The organism is Paenibacillus nuruki, assembly GCF_963311185.1.
Classification (GTDB): Bacteria; Bacillota; Bacilli; order Paenibacillales; family Paenibacillaceae; genus Saccharibacillus; species Saccharibacillus nuruki.
This window is the reverse complement of sequence record NZ_OY725677.1, coordinates 3,868,855-3,889,641: the sequence shown is the minus strand read 5'-3', so window position 1 is coordinate 3,889,641 and position 20,787 is coordinate 3,868,855. Positions and strand designations below refer to the sequence as shown.

Below are 20,787 nucleotides of genomic sequence, written 5' to 3'. Positions count from 1 at the left end.
AAGATAGTTGATATGAATATCTTCGATTGGTTCAAAAAGAAACCGGAAGCCGCACCTAGACCGTTATTTTATGATATCGTATGCCCGTTTTGTTTTAACAAATTTTCACCGGAAGATGTAGAGTTCCGTGCTTCGCATCACCGTGAAGATGATGAAGATTATGGACTCGGTGAAGATGCAAAGTTAAACAAGTACCGCTCTCGCTTCGGACTTGATACTGTGCATGATATGGAAGCTGTATTGCTTCCGACGGATGTCCCTGAAGAGCAACGTATTTATTCGGATCATGTATTGGTTGGGCTAAATGATCGTTATGGTGAAATTACACGTCGTCGATTGTGTCCTCATTGTCATAATGAATTACCTGTTACTTCAGGCAAAGTACCGAGTAATATTATTTCTATCGTTGGAGCTTCGCAAGTAGGGAAATCGGTCTATATGACAGCGCTGATCCATACCTTGCAAAATACAACAGCAGAGAACTTTGATGCCGCTTGTATGCCACTGACAACAGAGATTAGCCGCAAGTTCCGTATCAATTATGAAGAACCTTTATTTGAACGTGGGGATCTACTCGGTTCCACGCAAAAAGAACGGATGCAAGAACCGTTTATTTTCCAATTCGTATTCAAAGATGAATCTAAGCCACCTTTAACACTGGTGTTTTTTGATGTGGCTGGTGAAGGTATGGTCGATCAAGATTATCTAGGTTTACACGGTCAGCATATTAAAAATTCTGCGGGTATTTTATTTATGGTTGATCCGCTACAGATTCGCTCGATCCGTGACCGTATTCGGATTAAGCTGGGTGATGATAAAGGCGAATGGGTGTCCCGTTATGATGAACCTCGTGATGTGGTCTTAACCTTATTTAGCGACTTTATTGCTCATCAAGAAGATAGCAAAACCGATATCCCAACAGCTGTGGTACTCACGAAAAGCGATATGCTAGAGTCGTTACGTGGAGATGAAGGCGAGTATATCAAATCCAATAGTAATGTGTTCCATAATGTTATTCATCGTGATTATTTTGATTTGAACGAATTTGAAAATATAGATGGTGAAATCCGCCGCTTTATCGAACGTGTGGATCGTCCATTTAAAGGAACGATGGATGTGTATTTCAAAGACACTGCTTATTTTGCAGTGTCTGCATTAGGAAGTAATCCGATTGATCAGAAGCTACAAAGTGTAGTTAGCCCTATTCGTGTGGATGAGCCATTTATCTGGCTATTGTACAAACTGAATTATATCGAGGGGAGAGGGAAAGCTTGACTTTATTCTCGAATGCCCTGATCGATCAACAGATGTATACACGCGAGAAAAGTGGTATTTTCCGCTCCACTGAAGGTTATGATACGATCGCCAAATCTTCTGGATTGGATAACTCTTTTATTAAAAAGTATATTCATCCATTATGTGTATACGATGCACCAGCAGAATTGTTAGCTAAAGGTGAAAAAGAAGATGCATTATTCCCATCTGCCCTACAACTGGTACGACTGGAAACAGGCGATATGGTACTGGGAAATAGTCATTATGTAAATGCCGATTTTACAGGATTAAGAAGCACATTCTTTTCGCACAATTATGTGATTCCAGCAGTACGTGCTGAAGAATGGGTACATCAATATCATACATGGTTACAAGCCGATTTTCAGGAGCAATACAATGTCGATCAAGGACAAGACTTGCCACAATTACAAGATATCCCTTCGACTTCTGCTGCATTCAATCGGATAGCATTGTTAGAGCAATTAGGAATAGATGGTGCTGCTTTTCGTCAATTGATCGGAGCAGTGATGTCTGCAATTCATAAGCGGCGTAAAGTGTATATTTCGCTCAATGTACCGATCAGTGAATTATCGATCTATGCGAAGCAATTAACAGCAGTGATTACCGAAGCACTTCCATATGCTTTCCGTCGTCGACTAGGGTTTACTACGTATGCCAAAGAGCCGGAAAGTCGTAAAGGGATGCAACTGATGTTTGTCGAAAGTGGATCGATTCGTGCAGGTGATCGCAATATTGAGCGTGATTATCATTTTGATTGGAGTACAGGTCGTATTCATCCTGCTCAACCGGAAAAAGCAGGTCAAGTGTATACCGAATGGGTCTGGGAACATTTAGCACAACCGGATCAGTTGCGTGCATTGCAAGAATTTGCGGATAGCGGACAAGCTGGACGGGATGCTTCTACGGAAGAATTGCCTGATCCTGCTCAATATGATGAGTGGACCACGCTATTTCGTGTCGAAGCGGGAGACGAGCAATTGTACAGCGAACACCCTGCTTCCATCTTGCAGTCTTTGCTCAAACATCTACGTCCAGCAGGTGCATTAGATTCAGCGATACGTGTAAATGATTTATTTTTATCTCGTTTTGATCGTGAATTTGATGAAGTGCGAACAGGCGCTGTACCTGATATTGCGATTGCCGAATGTTTTGCCGAATATTACGGTATTGATGAAGTACATACCGGACGCAAAATCGTAGAGTATTTTATCTGGGCGACTCGTAATGCGGTAGCAGCAGGACAGACCGCAGCAAGTCAGGCTTTGTATATGATGATGGAGAAACACCCTGCTTTGAATGAGGCTTTTATCCATATGGCAGGGAGTCAGCCGACACTGGCTGTGATGTTATTGAACCCTTTAATAGAGCGCAAATTCCATCAAGCACAAACGGTTGAAGAAGTAATTCATCTGGCTGTCGAATGGGGCACAACCTATCCACAGTTATTAGAGATGGACGATTATTGTAATCGTGCAGGTCAGTCCTTTATGGAAGCATTACGTCATAGTGCAGACTTGATGATTGCGACAGGAACAGTATTTACATTATTAGACGAAGTAGATACAGGTTCGTTAAACGGAAAAACGATTCAACCGGAGGCTTGGATACAATCAGGTCTAGGTGATGATATGCGAGCTTCTGCTGAACGATTGTTATTGAATGACTTGGAATGGTCTTCGTTGACACGTGAAAAGTTATTAACCGCAGACTTCTTATCGCTTCCTTTACCAAGTGATGAATATCCTGAACGTGCGGAACGTCGTTTGAATGCGAAAAAGTTAGCTTTGCAACTGCTATATATCTGGTTTACCGAAAAAGAATTATCCGCAGAGTTAATGAATTTACTACATCAATTGCAACCGAATGAGAAAGATCAGGTTCAACAGTTAGGTCGGTTGTGGTTAGCTGAAGATATTCGAAAAGGTCAATTTGGTCGATTGGCAGCGGCGTTTAGCTATAGTGCTGAACCCAATGATTTGGATTATTCTGCAATGGTCGAAGCTGTTCGTCAGCATGCCTCTAGTCCTGAACAAATTTATCCATTTTTCCATTGGTCTGAAGGACGAGTAGAATTTATGCGACCAGATCTTCATCATTCGCAACCATCTACGTCTGATAACAGATTGACCAACGATAGAGCGAAGACAACAGACACGAACAAAAAAACGTCCAGTCGTCAGTCACAGCATCCCCAATTTGTACCTGCGTATGAGACAGCTATTTTGGCTTATTTTCGTCGACACGATCCAGAAGCATTCCGTAAAGGAACACTTGCTGCTCAAGCCAAAGCTGATTTTGCAAATGAAGGGCCTGCTTTACGGTCAGTATATGTTAAAGCGAGAGATGAACTAGCGACACCACTTTCCAAATGGTTTAAACGTAATCGAAAACGTATGCCCTTATTAGCGCTGCTAGCAGTGGTATTACTAGTAGCGATCGGTGGACTATCGTTTTATGGACTGAAAGTGTTTGGTGTGATTACAGTGGATCAGACGACACCTGTGGTAGAACCAACCCCAGAAGTAGTAGAACCACCAACAGAAACGGTTCAACTGCCTAAAGTAGTAGTTACCTTACAGACTCCAAATGCTTCTACAAGTACAACGTCAACAACAAGTACAGATAGCAATGCGACAGGATTAGCTTTCCATTTTGCTGATCGTGCGACTTGCGAAGCTTTTGCGCCTACCAAAGCTACTTTAATGATGGGGAATGGGCAAAAAGTAGACTATACTCAGTTAAATGCGAAGTCGATCTGTAAAGCACCAACAAGTAGTGGTAGTGATACCTCGTCAGAACCATCGATTAACGATTCTACAGCAACGAGTGATGACGATACAGCAAGTACAGTTGATGGTAATGATAGCTCTACTGTAACGATGGTATCTACAACGACTAATAATACAAATAATGGTACAAAAACATCTGAATCCACATCAGATTCAGGTACAACCGATCCAACGGACAGTACAGATACTGATGCAACAACAGAAACAGGAACAACAGATTCTTCGACATCAAGTACCACACCAACAGAAGAAGCCGAACCTGTATCTCAAGCACAACTATCTGAAAGTAATCCCTATACCGTAACGATCGATTTGCCTGCCAAAACAGATAGCCATAATATCAACAAAATCAAAATTGATAGTACCGAGTATGTTATCACATCTATCATGGATGATTCCGCAACAACAGAGACACCTTAATAGGTAGTACAATAAGAACGACTCGATAGACCATTTGATATGTAAAAGCTCGCTTTTCTGTTTCTAAGAAAGCGAGCTTTTACTATATGGAGTACGATACAATCATTGAAATAAAGAGTACCTTTATGTTGTAGATCAAAGGAGGTGTAGCTGTGACGATTCATTCTAATGGTTATCGGGATATTCATCATTGTGATGTATTGATTGTAGGAGCAGGACCTACAGGGCTGACGCTTGCGATTGAACTGGCGAGACGCGGCATCTCATATCGTATTATCGACAAATGTGCTCATCCTTCGATCTATTCCAAAGCGCTAGGTGTGATGGCACGGACATTAGAATTATTACATCAAGCAGAGGTAGCAGATACATTAATCGATCAAGGACATCAAGTCACCGGAATGCAAGCATCAAGCTATACCAAAGTACTCGCACAAGTCGAGTTCCCTTCATTGATCCAGAGCCCTTATCCTTATGTGCTGATGGTTCCGCAAAATATCACCGAACAGGTACTTATTGATCGCTTAACAGCACTAGGTGGCACTGTAGAACGGCAAACTGAATTAATATCATTACATCAGGATGATGAAGAACATTCTCAGGTACATGCTATCGTGCAACATATGGCAGGTGACGCTCAGTTAGAAGAAGAGATATCTGCACGCTGGATAGTAGGTTGTGATGGTGCTCATAGTACGGTTCGTCATCTGAGTGGAATTCCATTTGAAGGCGAATCGTTAGCTCAATTGTTTGCTTTGGCAGATGTAAAGATCGATTGGAAGCAAGATCATAACAAACTGCATGTGTATCTTAATAAAGGCTATCTGACTGCCTTTTTCCCGATGTTAAATCATCGACATCGAGTCATTATCGGGATGCCACCTGAGCATGTGATTTCTTCTTCCAAAGATCAATCGATATCATTAGCCGATATTCAAGCAGTACTGGATATTTGTCTGCCGATCAAAGTAAATATGTCTGATCCGATCTGGTTGGCAAAATTCGCTGTTCATCAGCGTAAAGTGAAAAACTATCGCACAGGATCTATTTTTCTAGCAGGGGATGCTGCTCATATTCATTCACCGATTGGTGGACAAGGGATGAATACCGGGATACAAGATGCTTTTAATCTAGGATGGAAATTAGCGCTAGTGTGTCAGGGTTATGCTGCGGAGAGTCTATTGGATAGTTATCATGCTGAACGTGAACCGATTGGACAGCAGTTGTTACGAGGTACATCATTATTCACCAAGCTAGCGACTACACGTCATTCTGTACCGATCGCTATTCGCAATACAGTCGCTCCGCTACTCTCTTCACGTAAAGTAATTCAAAAACGCTTATTCCGCTTACTTTCAGAAACAGGTATAGCATATGACCGTAGTCCAATCGTACAACAAGGCAAAGGCTGGCATCGCCCGATGCTTCATGCAGGAGAACGAGTACCTGATGGAGGATACGGACAATCGCCTCGACATACGCTACTTTTATTTGCAGGAGAACATCCTGTGATTCCAAGTCCTAAGCCACCAACACTCGAAGATGATATCGACGAACCGGATCACCGTTCTTTACTGACTCAAGTGGCTGTGAAATGGAAAGATATTATTGACGTGCATATTTGGTTACCGGATCATCCGTTAATGACTTCTTTACCGTTACCTTCTCATATTCATGTGGATGCAGACCATGATCTTCATCAGCGCTATGGCATGGGCAAAGCGGGATATGTACTGATTCGCCCGGATGGATATATCAGTTATATCGGAGGTCTGAGTGATGAAATGGATCTGATCGGTTGGGTACATCGCTCTTTTCAGATTCCAGCCAGATTATAAATTTGTAAGCAATTGTAGAAAAACTGTAGAAAATAAAAAGAAATAAACGAAAATATGTTCGTAACCTATACCATTCTCCCATCGGGTTCATGTATAATGGGATATTATGTTTACCAAACGGATTATCAATATTATTGAAGGAAAGGCAAGGAGTCTATTATGCATTCACCATCGCCAATATCCTATACAGATAGAACCTATACGGCATTATTAAGCTTCGAAGAAGATCGAGGCTTTTTCCTGCATATTTCGCGTGCAGATGGAGTCGTGGAAGAGGAACAAGCTGAGGAAGTACAGCAGATGGTTATGGGTAAAACACTTCGTAATGCTGATCATAGATGGCAACATTCTTCTTACGGGCATAGTGAATGTCTGCTCAAGCCAGAAGAAGCGCATAAATTATACACTCGATTAGCGCGATTAGTCCCGGGTACATTAGAGTTGTTTGACGGTACCCCTATTGATGCTAGTTATGATGGAAGTGCAGAAGCCGTCTTATCAGGAGGAAGCGAGCCTACCACAACGATAGCGATCTCGACTTCAGCTGAATCCAGTTATGCTGTCGATGATCTTGATCATTATTTAGAGGATACGGTGGATGAAGAAATCATTTATGGTATTGATCCTGCTTATGCACAAGATCAGAATTTTCAAGTGGCTGACGACTATATTCCTTATGCGGCTCCGGAAGAATTTACCGATGGGGTACATGTAGAAGCCAAATGGGTGTTAGAAGGTAGACGAGATGCCAAAAATGGTGTTGGACAAGTGACAGCAGCGCCGATGATCGAGATTAGTGGGATTCGTTATCCTGCGGTAGAATTGTCTCGTCGTCTTGGCGCATCTGGAACCTATGTGGGTCTTCATGAGCATGGACAGATTGAAGCCGATGTTCTACGAGAATTAGGGCTAGGACCGATGGGGAGAATGGCTGACGGAACATCGCTTGATAAAAATAGTAAATTAACATCGCAAGAGATTATTCAGCGTGGTTCTGAACGACTGAGCGGACCGTGGGAACAATTGCTGATTCCAGATTTGGTATTGCCGACAGAGCGTGATCTAGAACAGCATTTTGAGTTTTTGACACACTGGGGAATTTCAGGCGGCATCTTAGGTGGCGTGATGAGACACAGCGAGTCTTTACAGCATTTTCTGGAAGAATATATTCGTAAATTTCCAGCATGTAAGATTGCCATTATTGGGAAAAAGCCTCTACTGACTGGATTGCAAAAATTGTGGCAACCCACACTTGGTTCGTACTGGCAAGAAGCGTCTGAACTATCGAGCAAGACGAGTACTGCCAAAAATAAATCGACATTACCACTTATAGCTGTGCCTGCAAGTCTTTTGACTGGAAGAGCCGCCATTTTACCAGGTGGCGTCGATATTGCTATTTATTTAGAACCTGATGAATTAACAGATAGTGTGACAAGCAAAGTCTATAAAGCGATGAATAAGTTAACCACTCGCTTGCGTTTAGCGATCTATGCAGAAGGTCAACAGTTAGATGAACCTCATATGCGAACGGCTCAGACCAGTCTGCTCAAATTATTTCATTCGGTTGTGCGTGAATATGCGATTGTTGATCCTGACCATCCTTTGACTGAATTACCACCTGCTTTTCCAATGATGGTGAAGCGTGCACTTCAATCTGGATTGCCACAAGTGAGCGAACGTAAAGGTGGATTTGCTGAATTTGAGTGGGGAACCGAAGAACGTGGATTGCGTATCCCTGAGCGTCCAGCTGATATTTCTGTAGATACTACAGACACCACATTAGACGAAGATTGGAAAAAAGATCATATTATCTATGACCATCAAGGCTGGCTACAGTCTTTTCAATATAAAAAAGAAGATACTCCTTCTGTAAACCTCTCACCAGAGTCGATCTCAGAGCGACCTTCACGTGATCGTGATCCGGATGAGATCAGTGGTTATGAAATGGAGCTTCAACAACCAGCTACGTATAAAGTAGTGAATTCCAAGCAGCAGGCATCTTATATTCCTGTAGATTGTGCATCGATGTCTTCATGGAAGATTCCACCTATCGATGATGTTGAACATCAAGTGGTACACTCACAAGATGCTGTAGAGAACCCTGTAGCAGAAATAAATCTTGAGCTTCCCGATCATCGTATTCAACACGATCACGAAGAAGCTGCTACGATGAATACAGATCTAGCACCGGTATATGTTTCTTATGCTGAATCGTCCAATTCTATCTTAGTAGAAACCGATGAAGAACTACGTTCCAAGTCAGCGATTCAGACCGCAGAACACATTTTTGCCAAGCGTGCTCATGAAATGATTGAACATCGGGAAGAAGAAGCTGAATTTGTACCCTTTATGAGCTACTGGCCGACTTACGAAAGTATGACCTGGCGACAGAAAAGGTGGTATTTCTACTGGCGACAAGAAGTGCGTGAAGGTCGATATCCTGCAACCGATTTGTCTTATATTTTCTTAATGTGTTATGAGATTATTAATGGAGCAGGCTGGCAACAACCTTTAGAAGGACATCAATATTTAATGAATTTATGGCGTCAATATCGTAAAAAATTCATTAAATTAGATCGATATATTCCACAGTGGGTATTGGACTTTGGACAAGTACACGGACTGAATGAATCGTTAAGCGAATTGATGATTGCAGCGCCAGACCATTTACCAACCGAACTGGATGATCTGGAATGGGAGCGTATCTGGTCATCACAGCCTGTACAGATTCCATTTGAACTATTACATCGTTTACTGGATTACGATATTGAACGTAGTCGCTTTTATGTTGAAAAGGGTAGCGAATGGATTCAAGAATATGTGCCCAAAGTATTAGCGGCTGTCGATGCTTTTCTGGAAAAACAGCAGGGCGCACGTCTAATTCAAATTTTCCGTCCAACCGTCTATCGGGAAACAGAGCGCTATCTGTTCCGCAGTGCTGTCTATGACTCAACCATCTATGGTCGAACAGCTACTGTCAGACGATTACCTTTGTGCGAACATAAGCCTTTACGAGATTTTCTAACCAGTATCGTCAAATTAACTGAAAATGAACTACGTCGTCATCTCGAATTTAGTGGTCGACTGCGTATTAATCCACCAATTGAGCCTGAGATTGCTCGCTTGATTGAACGGTATATCAAGCGTATATTTACAGTGCAAGAAGAAGTGCCTGCACCAAGACAAGTGCAGATCGATACATCCGTATTAGAGCAATTACAAGCCGATTCGGATGTGGTTCGCCAAATGCTGACTTTACGGGAAGAAGAAAAGATCAGTAGTGAAGAAGAATGGACAACATGGATCGCTGAACATGCTGTAGCTGTTGATGCTCTTGTGCTCGAAGCGAAAGAACAATTAGAGCAAACTCAACAATCTGCACCAGAACCAACTATACAACAAGCAGAGCAAGTACAGGGAATCGAGCAATTACAGTCAACAGCACAAGTGGAAAACGAGGAACAACTTCCAGTGGCTTCACCGTCCTTGTCTAATATACAACCAACCGATTTATCGACAATCACTATTCTGTCTCCTTTGCCTGCTGAATGGGATGAAGCGTGGCAAGATTGGATCGATGGTCTACAACCGCATCATATTCAATTTTTGGCGGGATTATTGGATGAAGTTAGCGATTCTGTTTTACGTGATATTGCTAGTAAAGGTGGCACGATGCCAGCACTGCTAGTTGATGAAATTAATGATCTGGCGATGGATACAATCGGTGACCTTTTACTTGAAGAAGGTACGATTATGGAAGAATATAGAACAGTGCTTGATGCAATCATCATGAGGTGAGAAGAAAATGAATGAAGTGAAAATACCCAAACGTATCACCACCGCATTAGTGAATTCTTTTGCGGCAGGGGTTGTTCCCCGTATCGGTCTGGAACATGTAGCGGTTGGTCGTAAATATGAAGTGGAATCGATTCTACGTGAGCTGGATAATGTGGCCGATGGTGGAGCAGCGTTCAAATTGATTACAGGTCGTTATGGTAGTGGTAAAAGCTTTTTACTACAAATGATCCGCAATTATGCAATGGATCGTGGGTTTGTGGTAGCCGATGCCGATCTATCTCCGGAACGTCGTCTTACAGGATCGAAAGGTCAAGGACTTGGAACATACCGTGAACTGATGACCAATCTATCGACACGTACCCGTCCAGATGGCGGAGCTCTTGAGTCGATGTTACAGAAATGGATATCCACACTACAACAACAAGTAATGGAAGAAAATAATGTATCTGCCGATGATCCTTCGATCGGGATTGAAGTGCAACGTCGTATCCATTCGGTAACATCAGAAATGGAAGGCTGGGTACACGGATTTGATTTTGCCAAAGTGTTGTCGGCATACTGGCAAGGGATTCGCTTAGGGGAAGATACGCTCAAGCAATCGGCACTACGCTGGTTACGTGGCGAATATCCAACCCGTACTGAAGCCAGACGTGAACTGAATGTAGGCGTCATTATTGATGATGATGGCTGGTACGATTATATGAAATTATGGGCAGAATTTGCCGCTCGTATCGGTTATCAGGGGTTGCTATTATTTGTCGATGAAGGCGTGAATTTATACAAAATTTCCAATAGCGTCTCCCGTCAAAGTAATTATGAAAAGCTACTCACGATCTTCAATGATACGATGCAGGGTAAAGCAGGGCATCTGGGTGTATTTGTCGGTGGAACACCTCAATTTGTAGAAGACCCTCGTCGTGGATTATATAGCTATGAAGCGCTGCGTTCCCGTTTATCTGAAAGTCGGTTCGGTAGCAGTGGAACCAAAAATTTTGCCGGTCCTGTGATTCGCTTGGAAATGTTATCTCATGAAGAAATATTGTTAATGCTACAAAAGCTACGTGATATTCATAGTCAGCATCACAAATACCAATCGACATTAGAGCAACATCAACTGGTCGCTTTTATGCAAATTGCGGTTTCCCGGATGGGTGCAGAAGAATTGCTGACACCTCGTGAAGTAGTGCGTGATTTTGTAGATTTGCTGAATACTCTTCATTTCAATGAAGAATTATCATTCGATGAATTGTTAGGGCAGTTAGCGACAGCACCAACAAATTCACATAGTGGAGGATATGGTGCAGATCCAGATGTGGAACCTAATTCATCATCGAATCAACGTGCAACATCAAGCGGGACAGCTCCTCAACCGTCTGCACCTAAAGATGAAGTGGATGATTTTTTAGCGGAGTTTGATTTATGAGTAGAAATCATCCCTTTTACCGACTGGCTCCGTTTATACAAGAATACATGTATCGCAGTGGATGGAAAGAAATGCGTGAAGCACAGGTGGAAGCTTGTCGCGTCCTTCTGGACACACCTCATCATCTGCTTATCGCTTCAGGGACAGCTTCTGGTAAAACAGAGGCTGCTTTTTTTCCAGCGTTAACGGCTTTACATGAGCATCCGTCCAAATCGGTCGGTATTTTATATATAGGGCCGCTCAAAGCTTTAATTAACGATCAATTTGAACGGCTCAAAGGCGTATTGCGAGATTCAGATATTCCGGTCTGGCACTGGCATGGAGATGTCCCTCAGTCACAGAAGACCAAGCTGATGAAAAATCCTTCAGGTATTTTACAGATTACACCGGAATCACTGGAAGGATTGTTAATGAATCGTCCCAATTCGATTCCGGCATTATTTGGTGATCTGCGGTATATCGTTGTCGATGAAGTTCATGCTTTTATGGGAGCCGATCGTGGGATTCAGGTATTATCTCAATTATCCCGTATTGAGCGTATGGGTGGTTGTCGTCCGCAACGGATCGGATTATCTGCCACACTCAGTGATTATGAAAGTGCAACGCAGTGGTTAGCCGCAGGCACAGGGCAACCAGTTGAGATCGTATCACCTGAAGGCAATCGCAAGTTGCGTCTCAGTATCGAACACTTTTCATTTCCCAATGCTCGTAATGAAGAACAAGCGCAACAATTAGAATATGCTCAACAGGCGTATCATAACTTTATTTACGATCAGACTCATCATAAAAAAGCACTGATCTTCACTAATAGTCGCTCAGATGCTGAATACATTACACTGGAAATGAGAGCTGTCGCGGCTAATCGTCATGAACCTGATATTTTTCATGTGCATCATGGCAGTATCTCGGCATTGTTACGCGAAGAAGCCGAAGCCGCTTTACGTGAAGGATATGGGCCTGCTGTTGCCGCCGCTACGTTAACACTTGAACTCGGGATCGATTTAGGAGAACTTGAACGTGTGATCCAGTTAGGAGCACCTTATTCATGCTCCAGCTTTGTACAGCGCTTAGGACGTTCAGGAAGGCGTGAAGGTTCGGTCTCAGAAATGATCTTTGTCTGTCCAGAAGAAGAAGATGAAGAAGCGCAATTACCTGCGCGTATGCCGTGGATTATGTTGCGTGCGATTGCAGTCATCGAATTGTATGTGAAGCAGAAATGGGTGGAGCCTTTCAGTGCACGCAAATTACCGATCGGGATTCTGTATCACCAGACGATGAGTATTCTCAAAAGTATGGGCGAAGCTGAGCCTGCTGAATTAGCACGTGCTATTCTAACGTTACCGCCTTTTAGACATTTTAGTGCAGAGCAATATCAGTCTTTTCTACAATATCTACTGCAACTGGATCATCTTCAATATACCGAAGAAGGAACATTGATTATCGGTCTAGCAGGTGAAAAGATCGTAAACAATTTCCGTTTCTATGCGGTTTTCAAAGACGATGAAGAACATGCTGTCTACAATGGTTCTGAAGAAATTGGTTCGATTACTACTGTTCCGCCACCGGGGTACTGTTTTTCATTAGCAGGTAAGCTCTGGAAAGTAGAAGAGATTGATAGTCGTCACCGTGCTGTCTATGTGAAGTCATCCAAAGGTAAAGTCGATACGCTCTGGCTTGGTGCTGGTGGTGATATGGATACGATGATTATGCAGAAGATTCGTGAGATTCTGGCATCGAACGATCATTATCCGTATCTAGCTCCACAAGCTAAAGCACGATTAGAGCGAGCCCGTCGATTAGCGAGAGAAACCGATTTGCTCAAAAAAATCGTGTTACCTGCTGGAGGTGATTCCTGTTTTATTTTGCCATGGATTGGAAGCAAGCCTTTCCGTACACTGGAGCGTTTGCTCAAAAATAATCTGTCTGAGCGTCTAGGGTTACGATCAGTGACACCGCTAGAACCGTATTACTTCGTGGTATCTGGTCAAGCTGATGCCGCCGAGATTGCTGCTGAGATTATCGCAGAGTGTGAACGGATTGAGAATCCAGAGCAATTACTAGCAGAAGAAGAAGCTCCGTATTTAGGCAAATACGATGAATTTATTCAACCGATGCTTGTTCGGCAAGCCTTTGCTACAGATGGATTAGATATAGAAGGTCTTAAAAGTGGATTACATTCCCAGAAACCTCAAATTAATTTGTGATCTGCAACCGATAAAGAAGCTAGAGCGTAATGATGCTCTGGCTTTTTCGGTTACGTAAACAGGTTGTTGATTGCAGTCTATGCAAAAGTTGACAAGGATTAGCATCTTAAAATATAATTAACTTATTAAAAGTAAGTAATAAAAATTACTATTTGAACTATTATAAATAAAGCTACTGAAAAGCAAGGTAAGGAGAACAATCTGATGGAAAAGGTTGCAGATGTATGTATAGTTGGAGCAGGGCCTGGCGGTGCATTGTTAGGTTATTTACTGGCTGCACAAGGAGTATCTGTTATTTTGTTAGAACGTCATGGTCATATTGATAAAGAGTTCCGTGGTGAACATTTGAATACACAGGGTGAGCAGATTCTGAAGCAATACGGGCTGTATGAAAAAGTTCGTGAAGCAGGGCTGTTACTGATGGAACGTGTAGAATATTTTCAGCATGGTCAAATCATCAAAACGATTCAACCTGCACCTGGAGAACAACATACCGGTATTCATGTACCGCAAAAGCATCTGCTACAGGTTCTATTAGATCAATCTTTGCCGTATTCTAATTATGAATTGATGATGAATACAACGGTGATTGACCTGATACGAGATCCACAGTATGGGTCTGTTAACGGTGTTAAAGTAAGGCATGAAGGACAAGAATTAATCATCCGTAGCCAGATTGTAGTAGGTACAGATGGTCGATATTCTTCGGTACGTAAGCTGGCGGGGATTCATGCGGATATTGTAAAGCATGGATTCGATCTATTATGGGCACGTATTCCTGCGCCTGCACAGTGGCCTGCAACGGTACGAATGGCTCTGGCACAAGATGCGCAGTTATCGGTTTTCAGTCAAGAAGGCGGGTATCTCCAAATCGGTTGGAATATTCCGCAGGATACGTATCCTCAATTACGGAAGACTCCTTTTGAATCTTTTGTGCGCTCACTGACTGAAGCCTTTCCTGAATTAACACCTATTGTCGATCAGCATATCCGTTCATGGGAAGATTTCGTATTGCTCAAAGTGCAGAGCTGTGTCTGTGATACATGGGTGCAAGATGGATTAGTCATTATGGGAGATGCGGCACATACATTTAGCCCCACCGGAGCTATTGGTGTAAATAGCGCAATGAAGGATGCTCATATATTAGCTCCGATTCTCATTGATGCGCTGTCTACTCATCAGTTTAGCGCAAGCCGATTAAAAGAATTTGAACATGCCCGTCGTCCTGAGACTGCGGCTGAACTGGATAGCCAACTGGTCAAAGAAGCTGCTTTTCGCGCACAATTTGCATCTTTCCAACATGAAGGCATATAATCCATATCACTTCATATAACGTATCTACAATCATATACAGAATAGAACATGAACATATGGACTCTGGAGGTAATAATAATGATTAATCCTAAAATTACAGCGGCTTTGCAAGATCATATTCAAATCGTACCAAGTGCAGATAAATCAATCTACTTAGTAGGGCCGATTCGTTTACCTGTCAATTTGGACAATGAGACTGTTGTATTCCAGTGGTATTGCTGGTTGCGATGCGATAGTATGCCGGGGAATTTGTGCGGTGAAGGTGATTATGATCAAGCGGCTATTATTGAAATGTTATCTTCATCTAATTTAGCAGAAGCGCAACAATCGAGTGTACTTGTATATGGTGATTTCAAACAATCTCCAGATGCTTTAATTCGGATGCATAGTATTTGTCATACAGGTGATATCTTTGGAAGTAAGCGTTGTGACTGTGGATTCCAATTGAAGCAGTCGATGAAAATGATTGCAGCTCACGGATCAGGTGCGTTATTTTATCTGGCAAATCATGAAGGACGTGGTATTGGTCTATTCAGCAAAGCGATGGCTTATGTCTTGCAAGAACAAGGAATGGATACGGTAGAAGCGAATCTAGAACTTGGATTTGAAGATGATATGCGTAATTATGATGACGCGATAAATGTGTTGAATCATCTACGTACATTGCCGGTAACATTGATTACAAATAATCCGCGCAAATTAGAAGCATTACAACGTTCAGGAGCCGAAGTGAAAGAACGTGTACCATTATGGGGCGATATCTCTGAATTTAATGAAAAATATTTAAAAACAAAAGTAGCTCGTTCAGGGCATTTTGATATATAATTAAAGGTTGACGGTATCATTCACTTTAGAATATAAAGTACGTGTAAATCTGATATGGTAGAATTAGGAATCGTTTGGTAAAATTCTTAGAAAGTACTCTATTTACATGTTGTACTGTTTGATGAAGACTAGGCTTGTAGAAGATTGTATAGAAAAGAATAGTTTTCATGATAATGCTTGATAAGATACTGCGGTAGGAGGTGAGTTTCTTGGAACATCTAAAAGAGATTGAGGAATCGATAGAACTAGAGCGCCGGGAACTTAATGAAATGGTGCAGTTTTATGACCTTCACGATCGCCGCGTATTGGACCAGTCTAGAAGAGTAGATTCCATACTTAATCAATACAACCATCTCAAACAAGCTTTACTAGGCAATCGTAGTTCAATTGTAGGTTGATCGCTTATAACGAAAAATAATTCAAATAGCGAATAGCGCTTGAGTTATTATTATGCTTCCGGCACATGTCGGGAGCTTTTTTGTATCAAAAAAAGCTTGAATGCACTCTGTTATAGCAGTACATTCAAGCTTTTATTTTGGATTTAGAAATCGAAGTTGTCTGGATCTGGACCGGTACGCTCATTTTTGTTGAGTGCACTGATACGATCAATTTCTTCAACCGTTAATTTGAAATCAAAGATTTCAGCGTTAGAAGCGATACGTTTTTCTTTAACCGAACGCGTGATCACAACGACACCTTTATCGAGTACCCAGCGTAAGATCACTTGAGCAGGCTCTTTACCATATTTATCAGCGATCTCTTTGATCACTTCGTTGTCGAATAATTTACCACGTGCTAATGGAGACCATGCTTCCAATTGAATTCCTTTTTCTTCACTATACGCAAGCAATTCAGTTTGCGTTAATAGCGGATGGAATTCCACTTGGTTGACCGCAGGAACCACTTCAGCATCAGCTAACAAATCATCTAAATGATGGGTTTGGAAATTACTTACGCCGATCGCACGAATACGTCCGTCTTTGTATAGTTTTTCCATAGCACGCCATGTGTCTTTATATTTACCAGCAACAGGCCAGTGAATCAAATAGAGATCCAATACGTCTAGATCTAATTTCTTCATCGTTTCTTCAAAAGCAGCAAGAGTCGATTCATACCCTTGATCTTTATTCCATACTTTTGATGTAATGAATAGTTCATCACGAGCAATCCCTGATTCTTTGATTGCTTTGCCGACACTTTCTTCATTACCATAAGCAGCAGCTGTATCTATTGCACGATAACCGCTTTTAAGTGCAGCTTTTACCGAATCAATCGCTTCGTTACCATCTTCAACTTGCCATACACCCAGACCAAACCAGGGCATATTTACACCATTGTTCAACTTCTTAACTGAAATTAAATCAGTAGTCATTATTTAGCTCCTCCTTTAAATCTGATCTCTTATAAAACATACCCGATTTTAAGGGTATTCACACATACTTGATTGAATTAGCTAGCAGAAGCTGTTTTTTCTTCAGGATGAATAAAGCCTTTACCGCCTGCCATCATTCCGGTATAAAGAATCACGAAAGTAGCGATTACCAGTATACTGAGCGGTAATTTCCAGTTGCCTGTGACATCATGCAGTATCCCGAAAAGGGTAGGACCACATGCAGCAAGCAAGTAACCTATTGATTGCGACATTCCGGATAGATCAGCCGCTTGATTGGCAGTATGTGTACGCAGACTGAAAAACATCATGGAAAGACTGAATGAAGAAGCGCCTGCAATCCCTAATAAAATTAGACAAGTGGCTGTCCACCATAAGTAGCCATCTACAAAGATAATGCCCAGCAGTGAAATTAGGTACAACATTACGGTGAATAATACCAGCGGACGCTGTGTTTTGAGCTTCGCTGCTAGAATAGGAATAATAAAGTTAAATGGCAACATCGAAAATTGCATTAAAGATAACATGTAACCGGATTGAATATTAGTCAGTCCTTGTTCTTGCAAAATATCAGGCAACCATGCGATCGATACATAGAAAATCATAGATTGCATACCCATAAAAATTGTAATTTTCCAAGCCAAAGGAGAACGCCATACACTGCGAGTGGCTTTGACACTGTGTTTCATTAATTTGGCAGGTTGATTGTAACGTTGTTGAGGAATCCATAAGATCAGTGCGACCATCGCAAGCACCGTCCAGATCAAAATCGAACCTTTCCAACCGAGTCCCGTATTAGCTAAAGGTAGACTTACTGCTGAAGCGGTAGCGGCGAATACATTCATACAGATCGAATAAATACTGGTCATAATCCCAACACGAAAAGGAAATTCGCGCTTGATCATACCCGGCAAAATTACATTGACGATTGCAATCGCCAGACCTGTTAAAAATGTACCGATTAACAGCATAGGCAGTCCGCCAAAAGGACGTAACCAACCACCGATGGTTAAGACCATCAGCGAGATAATAATAATACGTTCCATGCCGTACTTTCCAGCTAGCTTGGCGACAAAAGGAGAAAGAATCGCAAAAGCAACCAAAGGAATAGTGGTCAAAAATCCAGCCATCGTATTAGAAACTGGGAAATCGTGACGGATCAAATCCAGTAACGGACTGATCGCCGTAATAGGGCTACGCATATTAATAGCGGTAAACAAAATACAAATCAATACAAAAAGCGGATTCCTCAGGGATAATCCTGATTCCGCATCGTTCAAAGAAGTACGGTTCATTTCTTAGTCCTTTCTATAACACTTGATCGTTCAAGCGTTGATACCCTAATAAGTAACACATGGATAGATCATCCTTGGTCTTCAGGCGATGTAGAGTGATCCAATGACTGAAGTCGATCCGTAAAATAAGTAATATAGTCATCTACAATCAACATCGCTTGTTCACTTTGTTGTTCACGAATCGCTTGAATCAAATTACGATGTCCTGTGCAATACGAATCACTCAGTTCAGTTGTACTGGTAATCGACATCTGAATCTGTTCAAACAGGTGAGCATAGAGATCAATCAGTAATTGATTGTAAGAAGCGGCTGTAATGGCTTGATGTAGCTTAAAGTCGGCTTCTACAAATTCAGCGATCTGCCCTGCATCGATATGTTGCTGGCACAAATCAGCATAATGATCCATCTGCTGTAGATCATCCTCGGTGCGTCTAAGGCAAGCGAGTGCAACAGCTTCGCGATCAAGTGCATGACGCACTTCAAGAACCTCAACAACGGTGGAATTTTGTACCCGCTTTTGCAAAACAGAATGCAGTTCACTGTTAGCGATCACGAATGTTCCGTCCCCTTGTCTGGTCGATAACAGACCGACATGAACAAGCGCACGGACAGCTTCACGTAATGTATTACGACTGACACCGAACTGTTCCATTAATTCAGCTTCTTTGGGAATACGCATACCAATTGCCCAGCTGTTATTTTTGATTCGTTGTTCAATCTGTGAATAGACTTGATCTACCAACGATTGTTTTTCTAATTTATTAAAAATAATATTCACTCCTAAAGGTAGGATGATTGGTCTATGGGACATTCTATCGAACTATACCCAAATTGTAAAGTGAAAAAGACAATTTTGAAGTGATTTCCATGTTAGATTACATTTTGCTTAGACGAATCTATATTGCTATCAGACCTTTTGCTCTGAACAATAGATAAGGTATAGATAGAAAGCGATTTAGAGTAAAAGGGGTACTTTATTTATGATCATAAAAGATATGTTTATTAATTTTTGTATCATCTCTACTTTTTTATTTTTTGGGAATATCGTTTTTCGTAATTGGCGTAGCAACCCGCGTATTAGTCCATTTGTTTTAAGCTGCTTAACAGGGGCTTTTTTGGGTTTATTTGGTATTATTCAGATGCACTTTACATTCAAATTAGATAACGGAACATTACTGGATCTGCGCCAAATTCCTATTATTGTAGCAACAGTGCTCGGTGGAGGCATCTCAGGGACGATTACCACCCTTATTATTTCAATTGCACGCTTATGGCTGTCTGCTCCAATCAGTATCGTTTCTTTTTTAGGGATAGCTAACGCCTGCATGACACTTCTAATCACCTATCTTGTTTTTCGAACCCGGCAATCGTTTAGTCGTAAATGGGTGATAACTTCATTGATTTCGACATTGAACTCATTATTCTTTTTCCTAATCTGGTCAGGGTTTACCAAAGAAACGACACTGATTCTATTTATTCTTATTTTATTTTCATCATTTATTTTTACATATTTATTAATTGAGCGGTTAAGACGGTATAACCAACTGTATGATGCTATGAGTCAAGAAGTACAGTTGGATTTTCTCACAGGGCTATACAACTATCGTGGATTTGAAATGAAGTACAATCAGTTAAGTCAGGAAAAGCATATCCCGTTTGCATTGTTTCTGTTAGATATTGATCATTTTAAAATGATTAATGATCAGTACGGTCATTCTGCTGGAGATGCTGTGCTAGTTCAATTTGCAGAGGTGTTACGTCGTAGTGTGCGTGTCTGTGATCATTGTTCTCGTAAAGGAGGAGAAGAGTTCTCTCTGATCTTAGAACATGTAGAACAGCAAGCGGAGGCGATAGAATGGGCAGAGAACATTCGCAAAAATATAGAGAAACATACCTTTGTGATTCCTGATGGACGACAAGTGTCACTTACCGTATCTATTGGTATTGGATTTTATCCACTGCACCCGTGTGACGAATTATTAGATAAAACAGATGATGCATTGTATCAAGCGAAAAAAGCAGGCAGAAACCAGTTTTGTATCGCCCTCTAAAATAATAAATAAGGACTATTGAATAAAATCGTTAGACTGACGATGTATATAGATATACTTATTATTTTCGCAGTCAAAGGGACGTGAACAAATGTTGTTCAAAGACTTATTTATGAATTTTTGTATTCTAGCAACATTTTCTT

13 protein-coding genes are annotated in these 20,787 nt (G+C 41.6%); 10 read left to right on the top strand and 3 right to left on the bottom strand.

The genetic code is table 11. The features are described 5' to 3' along the window. Nucleotides 1-12: 12 nt before the first annotated feature. The 9 genes from RCP16_RS17245 (at nucleotide 13) to RCP16_RS17205 (ending at nucleotide 16,305) form a co-directional block, all read left to right on the top strand. Complete coding sequence (locus RCP16_RS17245; RefSeq protein ID WP_308640902.1) at nucleotides 13-1,275, top strand: TRAFAC clade GTPase domain-containing protein; 1,263 nt, start codon at nucleotides 13-15, stop codon at nucleotides 1,273-1,275. Next, entirely contained in the window at nucleotides 1,272-4,505 is a 3,234-nt protein-coding gene (locus tag RCP16_RS17240) for a GAP1-N2 domain-containing protein (RefSeq protein ID WP_308640901.1), read from the top strand. The genes RCP16_RS17245 and RCP16_RS17240 overlap by 4 nt, the downstream gene beginning before the upstream one ends. Nucleotides 4,506-4,657: 152 nt before the next feature. Continuing rightward, the gene (locus tag RCP16_RS17235) at nucleotides 4,658-6,343 is read left to right on the top strand and encodes an FAD-dependent monooxygenase (protein WP_308640900.1); all 1,686 of its coding nucleotides are present in this window, start codon (nucleotides 4,658-4,660) and stop codon (nucleotides 6,341-6,343) included. A gap of 159 nt (nucleotides 6,344-6,502) precedes the next feature. Continuing rightward, nucleotides 6,503-10,141, top strand: a complete 3,639-nt coding sequence (locus RCP16_RS17230) for a TerB N-terminal domain-containing protein (protein WP_308640899.1) — start codon at nucleotides 6,503-6,505, stop codon at nucleotides 10,139-10,141. 7 nt (nucleotides 10,142-10,148) lie between these two features. Then, entirely contained in the window at nucleotides 10,149-11,564 is a 1,416-nt protein-coding gene (locus RCP16_RS17225) for an ATP-binding protein (protein WP_308640898.1), read from the top strand. Further along, complete coding sequence (locus RCP16_RS17220; protein ID WP_137224444.1) at nucleotides 11,561-13,768, top strand: DEAD/DEAH box helicase; 2,208 nt, start codon at nucleotides 11,561-11,563, stop codon at nucleotides 13,766-13,768. The genes RCP16_RS17225 and RCP16_RS17220 overlap by 4 nt, the downstream gene beginning before the upstream one ends. Nucleotides 13,769-13,972: 204 nt before the next feature. Further along, nucleotides 13,973-15,082, top strand: coding sequence for an FAD-dependent monooxygenase (locus tag RCP16_RS17215; protein WP_308640897.1), 1,110 nt, complete (start codon nucleotides 13,973-13,975; stop codon nucleotides 15,080-15,082). A gap of 78 nt (nucleotides 15,083-15,160) precedes the next feature. After that, nucleotides 15,161-15,907 carry a GTP cyclohydrolase II gene (locus RCP16_RS17210; RefSeq protein ID WP_069329614.1) on the top strand — a complete coding sequence of 249 codons (747 nt, stop codon included), beginning with the start codon at nucleotides 15,161-15,163 and terminating at the stop codon, nucleotides 15,905-15,907. Between the two features lie 209 nt (nucleotides 15,908-16,116). Then, the gene (locus RCP16_RS17205; protein WP_069329613.1) at nucleotides 16,117-16,305 is read left to right on the top strand and encodes an aspartyl-phosphate phosphatase Spo0E family protein; all 189 of its coding nucleotides are present in this window, start codon (nucleotides 16,117-16,119) and stop codon (nucleotides 16,303-16,305) included. Between the two features lie 143 nt (nucleotides 16,306-16,448). Here RCP16_RS17205 and RCP16_RS17200 read toward each other — a convergent pair whose 3' ends face one another. The 3 genes from RCP16_RS17200 to RCP16_RS17190 form a co-directional block, all read right to left on the bottom strand. Then, nucleotides 16,449-17,279: an aldo/keto reductase gene (locus tag RCP16_RS17200; RefSeq protein ID WP_069329612.1), complete on the bottom strand. Its 831-nt coding sequence runs from the start codon at nucleotides 17,277-17,279 to the stop codon at nucleotides 16,449-16,451. A 77-nt stretch (nucleotides 17,280-17,356) separates the two neighbouring features. Next, nucleotides 17,357-18,592 carry a CynX/NimT family MFS transporter gene (locus RCP16_RS17195; protein ID WP_137224435.1) on the bottom strand — a complete coding sequence of 412 codons (1,236 nt, stop codon included), beginning with the start codon at nucleotides 18,590-18,592 and terminating at the stop codon, nucleotides 17,357-17,359. Nucleotides 18,593-18,660: 68 nt separating this feature from the next. Continuing rightward, nucleotides 18,661-19,362: a FadR/GntR family transcriptional regulator gene (locus RCP16_RS17190; protein ID WP_308642504.1), complete on the bottom strand. Its 702-nt coding sequence runs from the start codon at nucleotides 19,360-19,362 to the stop codon at nucleotides 18,661-18,663. Between the two features lie 211 nt (nucleotides 19,363-19,573). Here RCP16_RS17190 and RCP16_RS17185 point away from each other — a divergent pair, with 211 nt between their 5' ends. Next, nucleotides 19,574-20,644 (top strand): GGDEF domain-containing protein, encoded by a 1,071-nt coding sequence (locus RCP16_RS17185; RefSeq protein ID WP_069329609.1) that lies wholly within the window; start codon nucleotides 19,574-19,576, stop codon nucleotides 20,642-20,644. Nucleotides 20,645-20,787: the final 143 nt, after the last annotated feature.

What these genes read in the sequence shown, in the direction of transcription:
- RCP16_RS17215 (WP_308640897.1), top strand. Translation starts at nt 13,973, where the DNA reads ATGGAAAAGGTTGCAGATGTATGTATAGTTGGAGCAGGGCCTGGCGGT.
- RCP16_RS17210 (WP_069329614.1), top strand. Translation starts at nt 15,161, where the DNA reads ATGATTAATCCTAAAATTACAGCGGCTTTGCAAGATCATATTCAAATC.
- RCP16_RS17195 (WP_137224435.1), bottom strand. Translation starts at nt 18,592, where the DNA reads ATGAACCGTACTTCTTTGAACGATGCGGAATCAGGATTATCCCTGAGG.
- RCP16_RS17225 (WP_308640898.1), top strand. Translation starts at nt 10,149, where the DNA reads ATGAATGAAGTGAAAATACCCAAACGTATCACCACCGCATTAGTGAAT.
- RCP16_RS17200 (WP_069329612.1), bottom strand. Translation starts at nt 17,279, where the DNA reads ATGACTACTGATTTAATTTCAGTTAAGAAGTTGAACAATGGTGTAAAT.
- RCP16_RS17230 (WP_308640899.1), top strand. Translation starts at nt 6,503, where the DNA reads ATGCATTCACCATCGCCAATATCCTATACAGATAGAACCTATACGGCA.
- RCP16_RS17245 (WP_308640902.1), top strand. Translation starts at nt 13, where the DNA reads ATGAATATCTTCGATTGGTTCAAAAAGAAACCGGAAGCCGCACCTAGA.
- RCP16_RS17185 (WP_069329609.1), top strand. Translation starts at nt 19,574, where the DNA reads ATGATCATAAAAGATATGTTTATTAATTTTTGTATCATCTCTACTTTT.
- RCP16_RS17220 (WP_137224444.1), top strand. Translation starts at nt 11,561, where the DNA reads ATGAGTAGAAATCATCCCTTTTACCGACTGGCTCCGTTTATACAAGAA.